This window comes from Saccharopolyspora erythraea (genome assembly GCF_018141105.1).
GTDB lineage: Bacteria > Actinomycetota > Actinomycetes > Mycobacteriales > Pseudonocardiaceae > Saccharopolyspora_D > Saccharopolyspora_D erythraea_A.
Genome location: NZ_CP054839.1, coordinates 6,688,624 through 6,709,444 on the forward strand (window position 1 = coordinate 6,688,624; position 20,821 = coordinate 6,709,444).

General features: G+C 74.2%; 17 protein-coding genes and 2 riboswitches. Of the genes, 8 read left to right on the forward strand and 9 right to left on the reverse strand.

What is annotated here, in order from left to right:
- Positions 1 to 16: 16 nt before the first annotated feature.
- The 5 genes from cbiE (HUO13_RS29885) to HUO13_RS29905 all read left to right on the forward strand — a co-directional run bounded on the left by cbiE (HUO13_RS29885) (position 17) and on the right by HUO13_RS29905 (position 4,518).
- Positions 17 to 1,297 carry a precorrin-6y C5,15-methyltransferase (decarboxylating) subunit CbiE gene (cbiE, locus tag HUO13_RS29885; protein ID WP_211903254.1) on the forward strand — a complete coding sequence of 427 codons (1,281 nt, stop codon included), beginning with the start codon at positions 17 to 19 and terminating at the stop codon, positions 1,295 to 1,297.
- Positions 1,294 to 2,037: a precorrin-4 C(11)-methyltransferase gene (gene cobM / locus HUO13_RS29890; RefSeq protein ID WP_211898298.1), complete on the forward strand. Its 744-nt coding sequence runs from the start codon at positions 1,294 to 1,296 to the stop codon at positions 2,035 to 2,037. Before cbiE (HUO13_RS29885) ends, cobM begins: the two co-directional genes overlap by 4 nt.
- A 124-nt stretch (positions 2,038 to 2,161) precedes the next feature.
- Positions 2,162 to 3,310 carry a beta-ketoacyl synthase N-terminal-like domain-containing protein gene (locus HUO13_RS29895; RefSeq protein WP_211898299.1) on the forward strand — a complete coding sequence of 383 codons (1,149 nt, stop codon included), beginning with the start codon at positions 2,162 to 2,164 and terminating at the stop codon, positions 3,308 to 3,310.
- 27 nt (positions 3,311 to 3,337) lie between these two features.
- Positions 3,338 to 4,003, forward strand: coding sequence for a sulfotransferase family protein (locus HUO13_RS29900; RefSeq protein ID WP_211898300.1), 666 nt, complete (start codon positions 3,338 to 3,340; stop codon positions 4,001 to 4,003).
- Between the two features lie 77 nt (positions 4,004 to 4,080).
- Positions 4,081 to 4,518, forward strand: a complete 438-nt coding sequence (locus tag HUO13_RS29905) for a DUF4440 domain-containing protein (protein ID WP_211898301.1) — start codon at positions 4,081 to 4,083, stop codon at positions 4,516 to 4,518.
- A 235-nt stretch (positions 4,519 to 4,753) separates the two neighbouring features.
- On the opposite strand, the gene HUO13_RS29910 is transcribed toward HUO13_RS29905, so the two are convergent.
- Complete coding sequence (locus HUO13_RS29910; RefSeq protein ID WP_211898302.1) at positions 4,754 to 5,857, reverse strand: cobalt-precorrin-5B (C(1))-methyltransferase; 1,104 nt, start codon at positions 5,855 to 5,857, stop codon at positions 4,754 to 4,756.
- A gap of 50 nt (positions 5,858 to 5,907) precedes the next feature.
- Here HUO13_RS29910 and HUO13_RS29915 point away from each other — a divergent pair, with 50 nt between their 5' ends.
- Positions 5,908 to 6,684 carry a cobalt-precorrin-6A reductase gene (locus HUO13_RS29915; protein WP_211898303.1) on the forward strand — a complete coding sequence of 259 codons (777 nt, stop codon included), beginning with the start codon at positions 5,908 to 5,910 and terminating at the stop codon, positions 6,682 to 6,684.
- Here the strand turns inward: HUO13_RS29915 and HUO13_RS29920 are convergent.
- From HUO13_RS29920 to HUO13_RS29930, 3 genes are read right to left on the reverse strand one after another with little or no spacing between them, the layout of a single operon-like run.
- A complete protein-coding gene (locus HUO13_RS29920; protein WP_211898304.1) occupies positions 6,672 to 8,201 on the reverse strand; it encodes a precorrin-2 C(20)-methyltransferase in 1,530 nt (509 codons plus the stop codon). The genes HUO13_RS29915 and HUO13_RS29920 overlap by 13 nt on opposite strands.
- Positions 8,198 to 8,824, reverse strand: coding sequence for a precorrin-8X methylmutase (locus HUO13_RS29925; RefSeq protein WP_211903255.1), 627 nt, complete (start codon positions 8,822 to 8,824; stop codon positions 8,198 to 8,200). The genes HUO13_RS29920 and HUO13_RS29925 overlap by 4 nt, the downstream gene beginning before the upstream one ends.
- A 59-nt stretch (positions 8,825 to 8,883) precedes the next feature.
- Complete coding sequence (locus HUO13_RS29930; protein ID WP_211898305.1) at positions 8,884 to 10,116, reverse strand: precorrin-3B synthase; 1,233 nt, start codon at positions 10,114 to 10,116, stop codon at positions 8,884 to 8,886.
- Between the two features lie 147 nt (positions 10,117 to 10,263).
- Positions 10,264 to 10,383, forward strand: a riboswitch (cobalamin riboswitch).
- A gap of 429 nt (positions 10,384 to 10,812) precedes the next feature.
- Here HUO13_RS29930 and cobN point away from each other — a divergent pair.
- Positions 10,813 to 14,418, forward strand: a complete 3,606-nt coding sequence (gene cobN, locus HUO13_RS29935; RefSeq protein ID WP_211898306.1) for a cobaltochelatase subunit CobN — start codon at positions 10,813 to 10,815, stop codon at positions 14,416 to 14,418.
- Between the two features lie 179 nt (positions 14,419 to 14,597).
- On the opposite strand, the gene HUO13_RS29940 is transcribed toward cobN, so the two are convergent.
- From HUO13_RS29940 to HUO13_RS29950, 3 genes are all read right to left on the reverse strand, one after another.
- Complete coding sequence (locus HUO13_RS29940) at positions 14,598 to 14,834, reverse strand: cell division protein SepF (RefSeq protein WP_009943734.1); 237 nt, start codon at positions 14,832 to 14,834, stop codon at positions 14,598 to 14,600.
- 101 nt (positions 14,835 to 14,935) lie between these two features.
- Positions 14,936 to 16,159, reverse strand: a complete 1,224-nt coding sequence (cobA, locus tag HUO13_RS29945) for a uroporphyrinogen-III C-methyltransferase (RefSeq protein ID WP_211898307.1) — start codon at positions 16,157 to 16,159, stop codon at positions 14,936 to 14,938.
- Between the two features lie 101 nt (positions 16,160 to 16,260).
- Positions 16,261 to 17,430, reverse strand: coding sequence for a HoxN/HupN/NixA family nickel/cobalt transporter (locus HUO13_RS29950; protein ID WP_211898308.1), 1,170 nt, complete (start codon positions 17,428 to 17,430; stop codon positions 16,261 to 16,263).
- Between the two features lie 55 nt (positions 17,431 to 17,485).
- Positions 17,486 to 17,675, reverse strand: a riboswitch (cobalamin riboswitch).
- Positions 17,676 to 17,861: 186 nt separating this feature from the next.
- On the opposite strand from HUO13_RS29950, the gene HUO13_RS29955 reads away from it, so the two are divergent.
- The gene (locus HUO13_RS29955) at positions 17,862 to 18,131 is read left to right on the forward strand and encodes a DUF1876 domain-containing protein (RefSeq protein WP_231849820.1); all 270 of its coding nucleotides are present in this window, start codon (positions 17,862 to 17,864) and stop codon (positions 18,129 to 18,131) included.
- Between the two features lie 138 nt (positions 18,132 to 18,269).
- On the opposite strand, the gene HUO13_RS29960 is transcribed toward HUO13_RS29955, so the two are convergent.
- Entirely contained in the window at positions 18,270 to 19,559 is a 1,290-nt protein-coding gene (locus HUO13_RS29960; RefSeq protein ID WP_211898310.1) for a cobalamin biosynthesis protein, read from the reverse strand.
- On the reverse strand, positions 19,556 to 20,770 hold the full coding sequence (gene cbiE, locus HUO13_RS29965; protein WP_211898311.1) for a precorrin-6y C5,15-methyltransferase (decarboxylating) subunit CbiE: 1,215 nt from the start codon (positions 20,768 to 20,770) through the stop codon (positions 19,556 to 19,558). Before cbiE (HUO13_RS29965) ends, HUO13_RS29960 begins: the two co-directional genes overlap by 4 nt.
- Positions 20,771 to 20,821 lie beyond the last annotated feature (51 nt).

Below are 20,821 nucleotides of genomic sequence, written 5' to 3' on the forward strand. Positions count from 1 at the left end.
AGGTGGTGTGGTGACTGTGGACCTGGACATGCCGGATTTCGTCGACGTCGTGGGCATCGGCGCCGACGGGTGGGAGGGGCTCGCGCCGCGGGCCCGGCGCGCGGTGGCCTCGGCGGAGGTCCTGTTCGGCAGCTCGCGGCAGCTCGACCTGGTGCCGGAGCCGGTAGGCAGGCGGGTGGCGTGGCCGTCGCCGCTGCTGCCCGCGCTGCCGGGGCTGCTCGCCGAGCACGCCGGGCGCTCGATCTGCGTGCTGGCCAGCGGTGACCCGATGTTCTACGGCATCGGCGCCACGCTGGTGCGGCTGCTCGGCCCGGACCGGCTGCGCGTCCTCCCGCAGCCTTCGTCGCTGTCGCTGGCCTGCGCCCGGATGGGCTGGCCGGTGCAGGAGACGGCGGTGGTCAGCCTGGTCGGCAGGCCCGTCGAGCTGCTGCACCCCGCCGTGCAGCCGGGCAACCGCGTGCTGGTGCTCAGCGCCGACGGCGCCACCCCGTCCGCCGTGGCCGCGCTGCTCACGGCTCGCGGCTACGGCGCGAGCGAGCTGACGGTGCTCACCGACCTCGGCGGCGAGCGCGAGGAGCGGATCAGCGGCAGCGCAGCGACGTGGGACCGACCCGACACCGGAGCGCTCAACGTCGTCGCGGTGCGGTGCCGGGCCGAGCCTTCGGCCGCGCACCTGCCGCGCGTAGCCGGGCTGCCCGACGACGCCTTCGAGCACGACGGCCAGCTCACCAAGCGCGACGTGCGTGCGAGCACGCTCGCGCGGCTCGCCCCCGCACCCGGCCAGCTGCTGTGGGACGTGGGTGCCGGCGCCGGTAGCATCGCGATCGAGTGGATGCGCGGCGATCCGGCCAACCGGGCCATCGCCGTCGAGCACCGCGAGGACCGGGCGGCGCGGATCGCCAGGAACGCGACCGCGCTCGGCGTACCGGGCCTGCGGGTCGTCACCGGGGCCGCGCCGCACGCGCTGGCCGGGCTGGAGACGCCCGACGCGATCTTCGTGGGTGGCGGCGCCACCGCACCGGGTGTGCTGGAAACCTGCTGGGACGCGCTCGCGCCCGGCGGGAGGCTGGTGGTCAACGCGGTGACGATGGAGTCGGAGGTGCTGGTGGCCGACCGCTACGGCGCACTGGGCGGTGAGCTGGTGCGGATCTCGGTGGACCACGCCTCCCCGGTCGGCGGGTTCACCGGCTGGCGCCCGTCGATGCGGGTAACCCAGTGGGCGGTGCGCAAGCCGGCGCGGGACCCGGGCACGGAACCGGCTTCCGGACAGCAACCGACGACGGAGGAACAGCGATGACGGTGCGTTTCGTGGGAGCGGGCCCCGGTGCGGCCGACCTGATCACCGTGCGGGGCCGCGACGTCATCGCGTCCTCGCCGGTCTGCCTGTACGCGGGGAGCCTGGTGCCCGCCGAGCTGCTGGAGCACTGCCCCGCGGGCGCCAGGCTGGTCGACACCGCGAAGCTGACCCTGGACGAGATCCTCACCGAGATGCTGGCCGCACACGAGGCCGGGCTCGACGTGGCGCGGCTGCACTCCGGAGACCCCTCGGTCTTCAGCGCGGTCGCCGAGCAGATGCGGCGCCTCGACGCCGCCGGTGTCCCCTACGACGTCGTGCCCGGTGTGCCGGCTTTCGCCGCCGCGGCGGCCGCGCTCAAGCGGGAGTTCACGGTGCCGGGCGTGGGCCAGACCGTGGTGCTCACCCGCACGTCGGCGCGGGCGACGCCGATGCCCGAGGGCGAGGACCTGGCCACGCTCGGCCGCAGCCGCTCGACGATGGTGCTGCACCTGGCGGTGAACCGGATCGAGGAGCTGGCCGAGGAGCTGGCGCCGAACTACGGCCCGGACTGCCCGGTCGCGGTGGTGGCCGCCGCCAGCCGCGCCGACGAGGTGGTGCTGCGCGGCACGCTTTCCGACATCGCCGAGCGGGTGCGCGCCGCCGGCATCGTGCGCACCGCCGTCGTCGTGGTCGGGAAGGTGCTGACCGCGTCGGAGTTCCCCGACAGCCACCTGTACTCGGCGGCGAGGTGCCGCGACTGAGTCCTCAGTGGACATTCCGGCCGCCCGGCACCGTCGCGGCGACTTGTCGCCACGACCGCCAATCCGGTGACGACTGCTTCTAGGCTTCCCGCCTGATCCGCCCCCGGCGAGGGAGGAAGCCACGATGTCTGCCACTGCGCCCGGAATCTGCGGTGTCGGCGCCGTCACCGGCTACGGCCACGGCACGCGACGGCTCTGGGAAGGACTGCTCAGCGGCAAGCCCGCGGCCGGCCTGCACCCCGGGTTCGGCCACGACGGGGAACAGCCGGCCTGGGTCGTCCGGGTGCCCGAGAGCCCGGGCCCGGACGCGGGCAGCCGCTTCGCCGCGGCCCTGCACAGCGCGGCCGACGAGGCGGTCGTCGACGCCAGGCGGCGCGGCTGGCGGCCCGGCCCGCGCGTCGGTGTCATCCACGCCGCGGTGCTCGGCGAGGTCGACCAGCGGGAAGCCTTCGAGAGCAGGCAGCAGCCGTGGCGCAAGCGCGAGTACCTCGGCCTGATGCCCTCCACGCCGGTGTCGGACTTCATCCAGCGCCACGGCTTCCACGGACCGGCGATGCACGTCTGCGCGATGTGCGCCTCCGGCGCGGCGGCGCTGCTCACCGCCCGGATGTGGCTCGAAGGCGGGCTCGCCGACGACGTCGTGGTCGTGGCCGCCGACGTGTCGGCGACGCCGTCGCACGTGGCGCACTGGAACGACATCGGCGCGGCGGTCTCCGACCTGGAACCGCTGGACGCCTGCCGCCCGTTCCAGACCGGCACCCGCGGCTTCGTCATGGGGGAGGCGGCGGTGGGGCTCGTGCTCTCGCGCACCGGCACCCCGTACACGCGGGTGCTCGGCGGCGCGATGAGCCAGGACGCCCACCACGTCATCTCCATCGACCCCGGGCGCGAGCAGGTCATGCGCTGCTTCCGCGACGCGCTCGAAGACGCCGGGGTCGACCCGGCCGAGGTCGGCTACCTCTACGCGCACGGCCCCGGCACGCCGCAGTGCGACGACGCCGAAGCAGCCGCGCTGGAGCGCTTCTTCCCGCGCGGCACCGGGATCTACTCGACCAAGCAGCTCACCGGCCACTGCCAGGCCGCTTCCGCCGCGCTGGAGGTCGCCATCCACGCGCTGAGCGCGGAGCACGCGCTGATCCCCGCACCCGCGCCGGTGGCCACCGCGCACCCCCAGCTGCTCACCGGCCACACCGCCATGGAACCCGGCGTGACCGTGAAGTCGGCACTCGGCATGGGCGGCTACAACGCCGTCCTCGCACTGTCCGCCGCCTGAAACCCGTCGACCGCAGGAAGGACTCGCATGCTCAACGTCATCGGCGCGGGCTTCGGCCGCACCGGAACCACGTCGCTGAAGGTCGCCCTGGAGCACCTCGGTTTCGGACCGTGCTTCCACATGTACGAACTGCTGGCCAAGCCCGAGCTCATGGGCGACTGGACCCGCCTCGCGGGCGGCGAGACCGTGCCGTGGGACCAGGTCTTCGCGGGCTATTCCTCCACTGTGGACTGGCCGGGCACCTCGTTCTGGCGCGAGCTGGTCGACTCCCACCCCGAGGCGAAGGTCATCCTGACCGACCGGGACGCCGACCGCTGGTACGAGAGCACCTACAACACCATCTACAGCCTCGCCAACAGCGAACCCCCGGCGCAGGGCGACGAGGCCGACGCGGTGGTGGCCCGGTTCCGGCCCGTGCTGCACAAGCTGATCTGGGACGGCGAGTTCGACGGCCGCTTCGCCGACCGCGACCACGCGATCGAGGTCTTCCACCGGCACAACGCCGAGGTGCAGCGGTACGTGCCCGCCGACCGGCTGCTGGTCTTCCGCGTCAGCCAGGGGTGGCGGCCGCTGTGCGACTTCCTCGGCGTCGACGTCCCGGACGCCGAGTTCCCGCACGTCAACGACACCGCATCGATGCCGGAGCTGATGCGGCGCATCCGCAGCGAGGGCGAGGTGCCCTCACCGCTGTAGGGCGGGCGAGGTGGACCCGTAACGTATACCGTACGCCGTACGACCTACGGGCGCAGGTCCACGACGAGAGGATGCCCATGGCCAACACCCAGCAGTCCCCGTCCGCGGCGGCGGGCTTCGTGCCGACCGAGGAGCAGGTCGACGGCGTCCTCGCGTGGTTCGCCGAGTACGACGCGCACGCCGCGGCGGGCGAGGTCGAGCGTATGGCGGACATGGCGGTGTTCCCGGTCAACGTCGTCTCCGACAGCGCCGACGGCGGCGGACCCGCGAAATCCTGGACGCGCGAGGAGTTCGTCCGCCGCATGCGCGAGCAGGGCGCCGGGCAGGACGGGGTCGAGATGCGGTCCCACCGCACGCCGGTGTTCGTCAACGAGAACCTCGTCTTCGTCGTCACCGACGCGACGTTCACGGTGGACGGGCAGACCTACGCCGTCCGCTACGGCGACCTCCTGGTGCGCACCGGCGGCCGGTGGGCGTTCCAGACGATGGTCTCGGGGTCCTTCGGCGCGGCCTGAGCAGGTTCGCCAGCTCAGGCCGCCGCGCGGGATCGGCTTGGTTTTCGATCCTTGAAGCGGCGTAGCCGGCTTGGCCCGCCCCGCAACCGGCACCGCCGCGGGTTCCCAGGCGTTCTCTGGCGAGGACAGCTTTTTCGCAGCGTATGGGCGATACGTCAGAACAAGATCCCGGAGCCGGAGGACGCCTGAGGTTTCCGCCACCTGCACCGCCACGCAAGGTGAGTACAACTGCCACTCAGACGGGCCCGAGGGGGTCGGTCCGACCGACGATGGTGCCGCCCCGGTCGATGACGACGACGTCGACCTCGACCGGGGCACCGCGCAGAGTCTCCAGGCACACCTCGCGCGCCCGCACCGCGACCAGGTCGCCCAGCGGCAGGTCCGCGGCCTGGCAGAGCTGGAGCGCCTCGAGCGCGGTGTTGGCCGAGCGCACCCCGGCGGCCAGCTCGTCCCCGGCGCCCGCGTCGCGAACGATCAGCTCCAGCACCGCGAAGTCGACCTGCGAACGCTTCGAGTGCAGGTCCAGGTGGCCGTTGGCCAGCTTGGAGATCTTGCCGATGCCCCCGGCCACGGTGAGCCGCGGTACCGGATGGCGGCGCAGGTACTTCAGCACCGCGCCGGCGAAGTCGCCCATGTCCAGCAGTGCTTCGTCGTGCAGCCCGTGCAGCTCGGTGACGACCCGTTCCGACGTGCTGCCGGTGCAGCCCGCCACGTGCCGGAGCCCTTCGGCGCGGGCGACGTCGACACCGCGGCGGATGCTGTCGATCCACGCCGAGCACGAGTACGGCACGACCACGCCCGTCGTGCCCAGGATCGACAGGCCGCCGAGGATGCCCAGCCGCGGGTTCCAGGTGTGCCGGGCGATCTCCTCGCCGTCGTCCACCGAGACCTCGACCACCACGTCCCCGGTGCCGCCGTGCTCGCCGGCGACCCGCGTCACCGCATCGGCGATGAGCCTGCGCGGCACCGGGTTGATCGCGGGTTCGCCGACCGGCAGCGGCAGGCCGGGCTTGGTGATCGTGCCGACGCCCGGCCCGGCGCGGAACACCACGCCCTGGCCCGGATCGGCGTGGCGGACCGTGACCGACACCAGCGCACCGTGTGTCACGTCGGGGTCGTCGCCGGCGTCCTTGACGATCCCGGCGGTGGCGAAGTCCTCCCCGAGCAGCTCCCTGGCCAGGGCGAAGGCGGGCCGATGGCCCTTGGGCAGCACGATCTCGACCGGATCGGGGAAGCTGCCGGTGAGCAGAGCGGTGTAGGCGGCGGTGGTGGACGCCGTCGCGCAGGCTCCGGTGGTCCAGCCGTACCGCAGCCCCGATCCCTCGGTGCGCCCGCTCATACCCGGAGAATGCCCCGTGTGCGTTGCGGAGCGAAAACGGAGGGTGCCGTATGAGGCGGGTGCTCGTCCTCGGCGGGACCGGTGAGGCGCGCGGGCTCGCCGAGCGCCTTTCGGCCGACGGCCGCCTGCACGTGACCTACTCCCTCGCCGGACGGGTCCGCGAGCCGCGGACGCCGGTGGGCGAGGTGCGCGTCGGCGGTTTCGGGGGCCCGGACGGCCTGGCCGACTGGCTCCGCCGGGAGCGCGTCGAGGCCGTCGTCGACGCCACCCATCCGTTCGCCGGCGGCATCACCGCCAACGCCGTGGAAGCCGCCGGGCGCACCGGGGTGCCGGTCCTGCTGCTGCGCCGTCCCGGCTGGCAGCCCGGTCCCGGCGACGACTGGCACCACGTCGCGTCGCTGCCCGAGGCCGCGGCGCTGCTGCCCGGCCTGGGCAGCCGGGTCTTCCTCACCACCGGCCGCCAGGGCCTGTCCCACTTCGCCGCACTCGACCTGTGGTTCCTGGTGCGCACCGTCGACCCGCCCGAGCCGCCGCTGCCCGCGCACACGACGACGCTGCTCGCCCGCGGTCCGTTCGCGGTGGAGGACGAGCTCGCCGTGCTGCGCGAGCACCGCATCGACGTGGTGGTCACCAAGGACAGCGGCGGGACCATGACCGCCGCGAAGCTCACCGCCGCCCGGGAGCTCGGGCTGCCGGTGGTCGTGGTGCGGCGCCCGGAACCGCCCCCTGCGCCCTCGGCGGACACCGTGGACGACGCCGTGCGCTGGCTGGACTCCGTGTTGGGGACGCGTGATCCCGCCGAGGGCCTGCACCCTCACACCGGGTAGCGGCGCGGGGTGAACACCACGTCGCGGCCGTCGGCACCCGGCGCGATCCGCGTCGTCGAGGAACCGACCAGCAGCAGGCAACGCATGTCCACATCGGACTGGTCCAGGTCGGCCAGGCGCACCACCCGGACGCTCTCCTCCGGGCCGCCCACGTCGCGGCCGATGACCACCGGCGTGTCGGGCGAGCGGTGCTCCAGCAGCACGTCCCGCGCCGCGCCGACCTGCCAGGTGCGGCTGCGCGAGGCCGGGTTGTAGACGGCGATCACCAGGTCGGCGGCGGCCACCGCGCGCAGCCGGTCGACGATCACCTCCCACGGCTTGAGCCGGTCCGACAGCGACAGCACGCAGAAGTCGTGGCCGAGCGGCGCCCCGACCCGGCTGGCCACCGCCTGCGCGGCGGTCAGCCCCGGCAGCACCCGCACCGGCACGTCGCCCTTCTCCGCCGCGACCTCCAGCACCGCGCTGGCCATCGCGAACACCCCCGGGTCGCCGGAGGACACCACCGCCACCCGGGCGCCGCGGCGGGCGAGTTCGAGGGCGAACTCGGCGCGCTCGGACTCGACGCGGTTGTCCGAGGCGTGTTTGCGCTGGCGCGGGTTGTCGGGCAGCCGGGCCAGGTACGGGCCGTAGCCGACCAGGTCGTCGGCCTCGGCCAGGGCGGCCAGCGCCTCCGGCGTGGTCCACTCCCGGCCCGCCGGACCGAGACCGACCACGACGACCTCGCCATGCTCTTGGGCGTCGGTTGCCTGGGCGGCCGCGTGGAACGGTCCGCCTGCGTTGACCGGGCTCGGCAGCAGGGCCAGCGAGAAGTACGGCACGCTCTCCGGGTCGACCTCGGCCAGCGGCTCGACGCGCTGCTTCTCGGTGGTCGCCCGCTCGACGTACCACGCCTGGTCCAGGCGTCCGGCGTCCTCCAGCGCCTGCCGGACGCCGTCGAAGGTGCGGCCCAGCTTGAGCACGGCGGCCGCGTCGGTGCTCACCAGCCGCTCGGCCAGCACCTCCGGCGCCAGCGTGCCCGGCAGCACCGTGAGCACCTCGTCGCGCTCGGCCAGCGGGCTGCCCAGCACCGCCGACGCCGCGCTCACCGAGGTCACCCCGGGCACCACGTGGGCCTCGAACCGCCCGGCGAGCCGCTTGTGCATGTGCATGTAGGAGCCGTAGAACAGCGGGTCGCCCTCGGCGAGCAGGACGACGTCGCGGCCCGCGTCGAGGTGCTCGGCCAGCCGCGCGGCGGCGCGCTCGTAGAACTCGTCGATCGCGCCCTGGTAGCCGCCGGGGTGGTCGGTGGTCTCGGTGGTGACCGGGTAGACCAGCCGCTCCTCGATCTGGCTGGGCCGCAGGTACGGCTCGGCGACCGACCGCGCGATGCTGCGGCCGTGCCGGGCGCAGTGGTAGGCGACCACCTCGGCGCTCTCGATGAGCCGGGCGGCCTTGACCGTCACCAGCTCCGGGTCCCCGGGGCCGAGCCCGACCCCGTAGAGGGTGCCCTTGTGCTCCACGACGTTCCCGCTGCTCACTCTTCCTCGCTCGCGATCGCGTTGATGGCGGCCACCGCCATGGCGCTGCCGCCCCGGCGGCCGTGCACGACCAGGTGCTCCAGGCCGCTGGGGTGGTCGGCGAGCGCCTGCTTGGACTCCACCGCGCCGACGAACCCGACCGGCAGCCCGAGCACCGCGGCGGGCCTGGGCGCACCTTCCTCGATCATCTCCAGCAGCCGGAACAGCGCCGTCGGGGCGTTGCCGATCGCCACGACCGAGCCCTCCAGGTCGTCGCGCCAGAGCTCCATGGCCGCCGCGCTGCGGGTGGTGCCCAGCTCGCGGGCCAGCTCCGGCACGCGTTCGTCGCCCAGCGTGCAGATGATCGCGTTGTCGGCGGGCAGCCTGCGCCTCGTCACCCCGGCCGCGACCATCGCGGCGTCGCAGAACACCGGCGCACCGGCCCGCAACGCGGCCCGCGCACCGGTGACCGCGTTCGGCGACCAGGCGAGGTCGTCGACCAGGTCGACCATGCCGCAGGCGTGGATCATCCGCACCGCCACCCCGGCGACCTCCGGCGGCAGCCCGCCGAGCTCGGCCTCGGCGCGGATGGTGGCGAAGGACCGCCGGTAGATCTCCGCGCCCTCCCGCACGTAGTCGGGCACCCCGCGATAGCGCGCGGGGCTGCCTGCCCCGGACTGCTCGTCGGCCCCGGTTCGCTCGTTCACACTGCCCTCCGTACCGCGTCCAGCGCGGCCCCAACCTCGTCCAAATCGGTGGCGGTCGTCCGGGTCTCGTCGTCGAGACCGACCTCGTAGCCCGCCTCGGTGGCGAGCACGTCCAGCACCCTGCCCTGCGGCCTGCCGCACCGGCGTCCGCATCCGGACCAGTGCACCGGGAGTCCGCCGGGCGGCGGCAGGGCGCGCCGGGCGTCCCCGCGGACGTCGGCGAGTGCCTTGGCGCACCCCGGTCGCCCGGCGCAGGAGGTGACCCCGGCCCCGGGTGCGCGGGCGTCCACGACCAGCCCGCGCGCGTCCAGCGCCGACAGCCACGATGGCGCGTCGCCGGCCGGCAGGCCGGTCACGACGACGGTTCGCCACGGCGTCAGCCGGAGACCGCAGGCGGCCTCGGACGCGGCGGTGATGATATCCACCTGCTCCCGCGAGAGTCGGCCCAGTGGCGCTCCGGCCGCGATCGTGACCGCGTCGCCGCGCCGGAAGACCTCTCCGACCTGCGCATGCGTGCCGGGCGGGGTGGACGGGACCGGCACCGGTTCGACCGGGACGGCACCGGTAGCCGCGCGGACGCGCTCGGTGATCCCGCGCACGCCGTCGCGCAGCTCGTTCACCCGCCACTCCCGGCCGTCCTTCTCTGCCAGGAACGCCTCGGCCGCGGCGAGGGCGAGCGCGGGCGCGCCTTCCGGGGTGGATCGGATGCCGGAGTCCACGCCGCCGAGCACCAGGGCGACGGTCGCGGCGTCGAGCGCGAGCAGGCCGACGTCGGCGCCCATCGACACCACGTCTCCCCTGCCGTCGTCGACGGCGAACAGGAAACGGCCTGGCAGATCGGCCAGCGCGGGCGTCGCGCACAGCGCTTCGTCCAGAGCGCGGGCCACGGCCTGGGTGTCCAGCAGCGCCCGGTCGTCGTCGTATGGCGAGCCGAGGATGTTGCGCACCCGTTCGTGGGTGGCCGACGGCAGCAGCCCGGCGCCGGAAAGGCGGTCGGCGAGCTCGCTCTGCTGTCCCGCCGCGAGGCCCCGCACCTGCACGTTCGCCCGCGAGGTGAGTTCGAGGCCGCCGTCGCCGAGCCCGGCCGACGCGGCCCCGAGCACGGCGAACTGCCGCGGTGTCAGCGCGCCGCCGGGCACGCGGACGCGGGCCAGTCCGCCGTCGGCGGCGTCGTGCACCCGCAGGGCACCGGGGCAGGCATCGCGTTCGGGACGGGCTGCTGTGGACACCCGGCCGATCCTACGGCCCCGGGTTGTTGCGGACGCAAACCACGCGACCGGGTCCGGACGGTTGCGACGCGTGTCATGCGCGGCGAACTTGACGGAAGATCGCCCCGTTGCGGAGAGTGTTCGCAGTATTCGAGCGGCGACAGGTGGAGGAAGCCGGTGCGAGTCCGGCGCGGTCCCGCCACTGTCACCGGGGAGCGGACTCCAACGACGTCACTGCCCCGCGGGGTGGGAAGGCGGAGCGAGCGCTGATCCGGGAGCCAGGAGACTCCGGTCGCCGCGACCTACGACCCGGGGCGAGGACCCCGAGGAGGGTGTCGTCATGCGCCGAACGCGCGCATCCGGCCTCCGCAGGCCGCCCGGCCCGCGGTGCCGCCGCCATCCCGGCCGAGGGCGTCCCGCACGTCGCGGACTCGGCGGCGGGGCGCCCGGCCGAACCACGCGTCGCGGGTTCGGCAACGCGGCGACCGGCCGAACCGCGCGAGCGCCGCGCACGCTCAGCGGCGGAGCGCTGCGGGGACCGGCACCGGGTCGGCTCGCCGCTCTGAGGCCCCTGTCCGGCGCCGCCGGCTTCGCGGAGGCCGGACGCGCGAGCGTCCGCCCCGCAGACATCCCCTTCGACGTCACCCGCCGCGCAGACGTACCCACCTCCACCAGCGCATCCCGGGCGACAGCCCACCCAGTTGAGGAGCGAGCCGCATGATCCTGCTTCTGTCCACATCGGACACCGATCTGCTCAGCGCGCGGGCCAGCGGCGCGGACTACCGGCTGGGCAACCCGGCGCGGCTGGGCGTCGACGACCTCCTGCCGCTGCTGACCGACGACGTCGACCTCGTCGTGGTCCGGCTGCTCGGTGGCCGCCGCGCGTGGGAGGAAGGGCTCGACGCGCTGCTGGCGGGTCCGCGCCCGGTGGTCGTGCTGGGCGGCGAGCAGGCCCCCGACGCCGAGCTGATGGAGTGCTCGACGGTGCCCGGCGGCGTCTGCGCCGAAGCGCACCGCTACCTCGCCCAGGGCGGCCCGGAGAACCTCACCGAGCTGCACAACTTCCTGTCCGACACGATCCTGCTGACCGGCAACGGCTTCGCCCCGCCGATCGAGACCCCGACCTGGGGTGTGCTGGAGCGCACTCCGCGCGAGACCGACGGGCCCACCGTCGCGGTGCTCTACTACCGGGCGCACCACATGGCGGGCAACACCGCCTTCGCGCACGCCCTCTCCGAGGCGATCGAGGACGCCGGCGGTCAGGCCCTGCCGATCTTCTGCGCCTCGCTGCGCGCTCCCGAACCCGAGCTGCTGCGCGAGCTGCGCCGCGCCGACGCGCTGGTGGTCACCGTGCTCGCCGCCGGCGGCAGCAAGCCGGCCACCGCCCAGGCCGGTGGTGACGACGAGGCGTGGGACGTAGGGGCCCTGGCCGAACTGGACATCCCGATCCTGCAGGGACTCTGCCTGACCAGCACCCGCGCCGCGTGGGAGGACAACGACGAGGGCCTTTCGCCGCTGGACATGGCCACCCAGGTCGCGGTGCCCGAGTTCGACGGGCGGCTGATCACGGTGCCGTTCTCGTTCAAGGAGAACGACTCCGAGGGCCTGCCGGTCTACGTCGCCGACCCGGAGCGGGCCGCGCGCGTCGCGGGAATCGCCGTGCGCCACGCGAAGTTGCGCCATGTCCCGCAGCACGAGAAGCGCCTAGCGCTGATGCTGTCGGCCTACCCGACCAAGCACTCCCGCATCGGCAACGCCGTCGGCCTCGACACCCCGGCCAGCGCGGTCAAGCTGCTGCGCCGACTGCGCGAGCACGGCTACGACGTCGGCCCCGAGGACGGGCCCGACGCGCTGCCGGGCGTGGCGGCGCAGGACGGCGACGCGCTGATCCACGCGCTGATCGCCGCGGGCGGTCAGGACCAGGACTGGCTGAGCGAGGAGCAGCTCTCCGGAAACCCGGTCCGCATCCCCGCCAAGCGCTACGAGTCCTGGTACGCGACGCTGCCCGAGGAGCTGCGCGGCGAGATCGAGGAGCACTGGGGCCCGCCGCCCGGTGAGCTGTTCGTCGACCGCTCGCAGGACCCCGACGGCGAGATCGTGCTCGCCGCGCTGCGCGCGGGCAACGTCGCGCTCATGGTCCAGCCGCCGCGCGGCTTCGGCGAGAACCCGATCGCGATCTACCACGACCCCGACCTGCCGCCGAGCCACCACTACCTGGCCGCCTACCGCTGGCTCATCGACGAGTTCGGCGCGCACGCCATGGTGCACCTCGGCAAGCACGGCAACCTGGAGTGGCTGCCGGGCAAGACGGCGGGGATGTCGGCCGCGTGCTCGCCCGACGCCGCGCTCGGCGACCTGCCGCTGATCTACCCGTTCCTGGTCAACGACCCCGGCGAGGGCACCCAGGCCAAGCGCAGGGTGCACGCCACCCTGGTCGACCACCTGGTGCCGCCGATGGCGCGGGCCGAGAGCTACGGCGACATCGCGCGGCTGGAGCAGCTTCTCGACGAGCACGCCAACATCTCGGCGATGGACCCGGCCAAGCTGCCCGCCATCCGCAGCCAGATCTGGACGCTGATGCAGGCCGCCAAGCTCGACCACGACCTCGGACTGGACGAGCGGCCGCACGACGCGGAGTTCGACGACATGCTGCTGCACGTCGACGGCTGGCTCTGCGAGGTCAAGGACGCCCAGATCCGCGACGGCCTGCACGTGCTCGGCGAGGCACCGACCGGTGAGGCCCGGGTCAACCTGGTGCTGGCGATGCTGCGCGCCCGCCAGATGTGGGGCGGGCGCAGCGCCGCGCTGCCCGGCCTTCGCGAGGCGCTGGGCCTGGCCGAGGACGGCAGCGTCGCGCGGGAGCGGGTCGACGAGGTCGAGACCCGCGCGCACGCCCTGGTCGAGGCGATGGAGGCCCGCGACTGGGAGCCCGGCACGGCGGCCGAGGTGTGCGCCGAGGTCCTCGGGGAGCCTGCCGACGCGGTGGTGCGGGTCCTGGAGTTCGCCGCGACCGAGGTCGTGCCCCGGCTCGACGCCACGACCGACGAGATGTCGGCCACCCTGCACGCCCTGGACGGCGGCTACGTCCCGGCGGGGCCCAGCGGATCGCCGCTGCGCGGCCTGATCAACGTGCTGCCCACTGGCCGCAACTTCTACTCGGTCGACCCGAAGGCGGTGCCGAGCAGGCTGGCTTGGGAAACCGGCTGGGCCATCGCCGACTCGCTGCTCGAGCGCTACCGCGCCGACACCGGCGACTGGCCGCGTTCGGTCGGCCTGTCGGTGTGGGGCACCAGCGCGATGCGCACCTCCGGTGACGACATCGCCGAGGTGCTGGCGCTGCTGGGCGTCCGGCCGACCTGGGACGAGGCCTCGCGCCGGGTCAACGGGCTCGAGGTGATCCCGCTCGACGAGCTGGGCCGCCCGCGCGTCGACGTCACGGTGCGCATCAGCGGCTTCTTCCGCGACGCGTTCCCGCACGTGGTGGCGCTGCTCGACGACGCGGTGCGGATGGTCGCCGACCTCGACGAGCCCGACGAGCAGAACTTCGTGCGCGCCCACGTCCGGGCCGACACCGCCGAGCACGGCGACCAGCGCCGCGCGACCATGCGGATCTTCGGCTCCAAGCCGGGTGCCTACGGCGCGGGGCTGCTGCCGCTGATCGACAGCCGCAACTGGCGCGACGACCGCGACCTGGCCGAGGTCTACGCGGTGTGGGGCGGCTTCGCCTACGGCCGCGGCCTCGACGGCGAGCCGGCGCGGTCGGACATGGAGAGCGCCTACAAGCGGATCTCGGTGGCGGCCAAGAACACCGACACCCGCGAGCACGACATCGCCGACTCCGACGACTACTTCCAGTACCACGGCGGCATGATCGCCACCGTGCGGGCGCTGACCGGCAAGGCCCCGGCGGCCTACATCGGAGACAGCACCCGGCCCGACTCGATCCGCACCCGGTCGCTGACCGAGGAGACCTCCCGGGTGTTCCGCGCCCGCGTGGTCAACCCCCGGTGGCTGGCGGCGATGCGCCGCCACGGCTACAAGGGCGCGTTCGAGCTGGCGGCGACGGTGGACTACCTGTTCGGCTACGACGCCACCACCGGCGTCGTCGGCGACTGGATGTACGAGAAGCTGGCCGAGACCTACGTGCTGGACCCGGAGAACCGCAAGTTCCTCACCGAGTCCAACCCGTGGGCACTGCACGGCATCACCGAGCGCCTGCTGGAAGCGGCGAACCGCAAGATGTGGGAGGAACCGAACCCGGAGACCCTGCAGGCGCTGCAGGAGGTCTACCTCGAGGCCGAAGGCGACCTCGAGGACCGCTAGGGCAGTTTCACAAGCGGTGTGAGCGTCGGCTCGCACCGCCGCGGGTTCTCAGAAGCCTTCTGGCGAGGACAGCGCCGACGTGGTGAATCGGGCATTCATGATGTCGGCGATCCCGGAGCCGGCAGGCTTCTGAGGTTCCGCCACCCTCACCACTACGCGAACCACTTCTGGAAGATTTCTCAGCGGTCGGCTGCTGCGGCCTCCACTCCTGGAGGCCGCAGCAGGAACACTTTTGGTGCGATCCGGTCCATGTCGCCGCCCTTTCCGACCACGAGCCCGGCGGCGAAGTCGACGAGCTGGATCGCCTCGGCGTTGGACATGGCGGTCAAGTCCATCACGACCGCGTTGCCCTGGCGGAAGTAGTCCCCGACGTAGTAGACGTCCTGGTAGCTCTGCGGATGCAGCGTCTTGACCACGGCTCAAGTCTTACCGCGGAAATCCGGAAGTCAAGCGCTGACCAGCGGGATCACTCGCGAGGAACCCCCGCCCCGGCAGGGTTGGGGGCTCGCGGTCGGTCTCAGCGACGCGACTCGGGTGCCAGGTCGGCGACCGGGCCGATGACGATCACCGCCGGTGGGTTCACGCCCTCGCCGTGGATCGCCTCGGCCACCTCGTCGAGGGTGCTGCGCAGGGCGCGCTGGCCGCGGGTGGTGGCCTCCTGCACCACCGCCACCGGCGACTTGGGGTCGCGCCCGTGCTCGATCAGCACCTCCGCGAACTCCCCGATGCGCTTGACCGCCATCATCAGCACCAGGGTGCCGCGCAGCTTCGCCAGCGCGGGCCAGTCCACCAGCGACTGCTCGTCGTGCGGGCCGACGTGCCCGGACACGACCACGACCTCGTGCGCCACGCCGCGGTGGGTCACCGGCACTTCCGCCGCCGACGGTGCCGCGAACGCGCTGGTGATGCCCGGGACGGCCGTGACGGCCACCCCCGCTTCCACGCACGCCAGCAGCTCCTCGAAACCGCGCCCGAAGACGTAGGGGTCGCCGCCCTTGAGCCGCACCACGAACCTGCCCGCCCTGGCGTGCTCGATCAGCAGCGAGTTGATGACGTCCTGGTTCGCCGCCCGGCCGTAGGGGATCTTGGACGCGTCGACGACCTCGACGTGCGGGCCCAGCTCCTCCAGCAGCTCCCGCGGCGCCAGCCGGTCGGTGATCACCACGTCGGCGCGGCCCAGCAGCTGCCTGCCGCGCACCGTGATCAGGTCCGGGTCGCCGGGGCCGCCGCCGACCAGCGCGACGCCCGGCGCGGGCGCCTCGGCGCGCTCGTCGACCACCCCGGTGCGCAGCGCCTCGGCGAGGGCGTCGCGCACCGACGCCGAGCGGCGGTGGTCGCCGCCCGCCAGCACTCCGAGCAGCAGACCGCCGTGCTCGGCCACCGCCGGGGTCACGGCCGTGCCCTGCGAGGCGTCGTCGGCGCGCACGCAGAACACCCGCCGACGCAGGGCCTCGTCGGCGACCGCGGCGTTGACCTCGCCGCCGGTCGCGCAGGCCAGCGCGTACCAGGCGCCGTCGAGGTCGCCCTCGGCGTAGGGGCGGCGGTGCCAGCGCAGCTCGCCCGCGTCGGCCATCGCCTCCACCGCCGGGGTCGCCTCCGGCGCGATGACATCGACCAGAGCACCCGCGTTGATCAGCCTGGGTACCCGGCGCTGGGCGACGGTCCCGGCCCCGACCACGACCACCCGCTTGCCGGTGAGGTCGAGTCCTGCGAAGTAGTGGTGCTCAGTGTGCGTGGTCATGTCCGTTGTCCGTGTCGTGTCTCGCCCGGCGCCACCGCCGGATCAGTGCTGGGAAGGAGCGCGAACACCACCTCGTCGTGGCTCCACGAGCACCGGCCCGGTCACGGCGCGCCGTCCGAGGGCGCCCGCCCGGCGCCGGTCGCGCCCGGCGCGCCGGTCGCCTCAGCCGCCCCGGCGGTCCCGGAGGCCCCGGGCGTGCCGGTCGCGGGGGCCGGTCCGCCGCCGGCGCGGTCGTCCGATCGGGACAGCCGCCACCAGAGCGCGGCGCCGCCCCATACTGCCATGAAAGCCGCCAGCGTCAGATAGCCGAGCAGTTCGAAGTGGTCACCGAGGCCCGCCACCGGCTCCAGCGGCGAGAGCCCCAGCTCCGCCAGCGCCCCGGCCAGCACGACCACCGCGACCAAGGCGGCGAGCACGACCGTCAGCGCCGTGGTCGTCACGTTCACCGAGAGCCTGCGCAGCGGTCTGGCCAGGGACCAGGTGTAGGCGCGCGACATCAGCATGCCGTCCACGCTGTCCACTGTGCACATCCCGGCGGCGAACAGCAGCGGCAGGCTCAGCACCGCGATCCCCGGCAGGTGCTGGTCGGGCGCGACCATGGCCAGCACTGTGACCTCGGTCGCGGTCTGCATGCCGAGACCGAACAGCAGCCCGATGCCGAACAGGTGCCAGGACCGGCCGACCATGGCCCGCATCCGCCCGCGCAGCAGCCGGGCCATCAGCCCGCGCCGCCCGAGCACCAGCTCGATCTCGTCCTCGCCGACGACGCCCCGCCGGGCCCGGCGCAGCAGCCGGAGCGCGTCGCGCAGCACGACGGCGTTGAGGACCGCCAGCGCGCCCAGCACCACGACCACGACCACGTCGACGAACAGCCCGGTCCGCAGACCGGCCTCCTCCGCCCACGCCTGCGCGGCCGGGCCCGCGACGAAGGCGACCGCGAAGGCCAGCAGCAGCACCACGCTGGCGTGCCCGAGGGCGAACCACATGCCGGTCGACACCGGGCGCCGCCCGCGCTGCATGAGCAGCCGCGTCGCGTCGTCGATCACGGCCACGTGGTCGGCGTCGAATCCGTGCCGGAGGCCGAGGAGGTAGGCAGTCGTCCCGGCGGCGGCCAGCCCGCCCGCCGCGCTGAACGACTGCTGGTGCAGCAGGTAGGCGCTCCAGCCCACCAGGTGCAGCGCGCCGACCGCGGCGAGCACCCACGCGGCCTTCCTGCGCTCGACGGCGCCCCACGCGTGGGGCGACTGCACGGATCGCTGCTCGATCGACATCTGCCGGGATCTCCTGGGTTCTCCGCCCTGGGGCTCCTGATCCGCGCGCCGCGGGCGCGACGCGGGGCCGGCAGCGAGTCTCCTGACTCCCGGATCGCAGCGGGTCACCCGAGCCTTCCAGCCCTCACGGGCCGTGGCCGCACGTCGGGTCCGCTCCCCGGTCACAGTGGCGGGACCGTCCCGGATTCGCACCGGGTTCCTGCGCCGCAGGCCGTCGTATCCTGACCGCCAGACCGACCGAGGTCAATCCGCGCGGCGGTTCCGGCGGCGGGCGCCGGACCGCGGCACGCCGTCCGACCGGGCGCTGGGCCGCACGTTGTGATCCGCATCGCCGACCGCCTCCGCGCCACCCATCCTGGTGAGGTCGGCAACCCTTCCGCTGGGTCGTCGACCAGCGCATGCTGGTCGACGTGAGGACCGAGGAGGCGATCATGAACGAGACTCGGACGATCACGTTGAACCTTCAGGTCGTGGAGGCGGGGGCGAAGACGACCGCGGACGTCGGGATGACCACCGGCGACGGGCAGGCGCTGCACGGGCACGGCACCGCACGGCGGCACCCGGACGACCCCGACGTACCGCAGATCGGCGACGAGATCGCAGTCGCCCGCGCCCTGTTCGAGCTGGCGCACAAGCTGCTGGACACCGCGGCGCACGACATCGGCGACCGCCTCCACCGGCGGGTGCACCTGCCTGCCTGACAAAGCCCGGCCACCCGGTCCGCCAGGTGGCCTGCGCTTGCTTGCGGCGGGATGGCCCGCTCGCCAGGCCGCGCCCGCCGCCGGCCGGCTCGCTCGCGGCCCGGGGCCACCGCCCAGAGGCCCGGCCCCGCCCGAGCCTCAGACCGACGGCACTCCCGGCACGCGGACGACGTCGATGTCCGCGGCGTCGACGTCGGCGTCGGCGGAGAGCAGCGCCACCGCCCGGCCCGACCGCGCCAGCGCGACGGCATCCGCCGCGCCGCCGGCGCGGACCTCCGTCCCCTGCCGGAGCAGGTGCCGCAGCTCCTCGCCGCGCCCGTCCGGGTCGACCACGACCGCGGCGCGGCGCAGCTCCGCCTCGGCGCGCGGCGTGCGCAGGTCGGGCGCCGGGCCGAGGTCGACCACCGCGAGCCGGCCCCTCGGGCGGGGCCGGGCCGCCGCGATGGTCGCGCCTGCGCTGCTGATCTTGGCCACGACGAGTTCGGGCGCACCGTGCTCGGCGACCGCGTGCAGCGCCGCCGCCTCCGCCACGCTCGGTGTGCCCAGCTCGGCCTCCACGGCCTCGCTGGGGTTGGGTACCTCGACCTCGGCCAGCGTCGCCGCCGGGTACACCAGCAGCGGCAGCTCGTCCCCGGCCTCCACCGCGTGCCAGAAGCCCAGGTCCTGCACGGCCTCGACGACGCCGTCCTCGTCGGCCTTGCCCTCGACGGTGGCGAACGCGCGCACCGACCGCAGGTCCAGGCCGTGCCCGCGCTCCAGCGTCGCCACCAGCTCGGTCACCTCCGACCGGGCCACCCCGCGCCGCGAGCCGACGCCCACGACGACCGTGCGGGGCACGATCCGGACGGTGCGCTCGGGGTCGTCGCCGTAGGGCCTGCGGTCGTCCATCACGACCGTCCACAGCGGATTCTTCGGCTCGGCGCACACGTTCTCCGGCAGCGCCGGCAACGGGAACCCGTGCGGGTTGAGCAGCTGGACCGGCGCGCCGTCGAGCACGGCGGCACCGCAGGCGGCGATGTCGCCGTCCACCGCGGCGTCGAGCAGGTCGACGACCTCGTCCCACGGCGAGCTGCTGCCACCGCCCGGCGTCGTGGTGATCACCGGGGTGCAGCCGAGCACGTCCGCGACCTGCTGGGCCAGCGCGTTCGCGCCCGCGTCCTGCCCGCCGTCCAGCGCGACGGCGAAGCGCAGCTCCTCGTCCACGCACACCACGCCGGGGTCGACCTGCCGGTCGGTCAGCAGCGGCGCGACCAGCCGCACCGCCTCACCGGCGGACAGGAAGAACACCGCAGCATCCAGCAGCGGCCACATGCGCCGGACGGTCGGCGCGAGCGGCCCGTCGGCCAGCACCGCGTCCGATCCGAGCCGCGACGCGAGCTCGGCGGCGGCCCGGCGAGCCGCCGGGGTGAGTGCGAACAGACCGATCACGACTGCTCACCCGAGGTCTCGCGGTGGCCCGAGATCAGCACCACCGGCTGGGTCGGCTGCAGGCTCGGCGCGCCGTCGGGCAGGTCCACCAGCCTGCTGGCCGAGAGCTGGACGCCTTCGACCTGGTAGCCGGCGTAGCGCAGCGCGTCGCGGGTGCCGGCGACGCGGTCCAGCGCCGTCAGCGCCGCGACCACCCGGGTGGCCCCGGCGTGCGCGCAGGCGGCGACGACGTCCGAACCCCCGCCGCCGATGAAGATCGCGTCCGGTTTCGGCAGCCCCCGCAACGCCTGCGGGGCCGCCGCCTCCACGACCCGCACGTCCACGCCGTGCCCGGCGGCGTTGGTGATCAGCCGCACGACCTGGGCCTCGTCGGACTCCACGGCGATGGTCGCCGCGCCCATCCGGGCGCACTCCACCGCTACCGAGCCGGAACCGGCGCCGACGTCCCAGACCAGAGTGCCGGGGCGCGGCGCGAGCCTGGCCAGCGCGACGGCGCGGACCTCGGAGGCGGTGACCATGCCGTCACGGTGGGAGAACTCGTCCTCCGGTAGCGCCCAGCCCGGCTCCGGCGGCAGTGGATCACCTCCGGCGTGCCAGCTGCGCTGCGGCACGGTGTCGGGATCGGCCAGGCACAGCACGATGTTGGGCTCGCGCCAGCTCCTGGCCGCCGCCTCGGCCGGGTCCACGGTGGTCAGCGACTCGTTCGGGCCGCCGATGTCCTCAGCCACGACCAGCGTGCGCCGCCAGCCGTCCAGGCCCGAGCCGAGCTGCGCCGGTCCCGCGCCGCGCACCGTCAGCACCGCGACGGCGGGACGCGCCCGGCACACGTTGAGGGCTTGGGTGATGTCTCGTCCCTGCGGCGAGACGACGGCAACGTCGTCCCACGACCGGCCGGCCTTCGCCATGAGCTGCTGAACGCTGGAGATCGCGGGCAGCACCCGGCAGCGGATGCCCCGCTCGCGCAGCGTGCGCACGACGCCGAAGAAGCCGGGGTCGCCGGAGGCGAAGACGACGCCGTGCTCATCGGCCGACAGCGCCGTCAGGGCGTTGAGCGCAGGCTGGAACGGTCCGAGCTCCAGCTTGCGGGCGTGGTCGGGCGCGTGCGCGTCCAGGTGCCGCCGCGCGCCCACGACGAGCCTGGCCTCTTCCAGGACATCGGCGCTGCCGTCGGGCAGCGCCGCGCCGTCGACCCCGATCACCGTGACTCCCACGTCACCCACCTCGCCTCGCTAGCCACCGTGCGGACACCAGTCCACCACGAA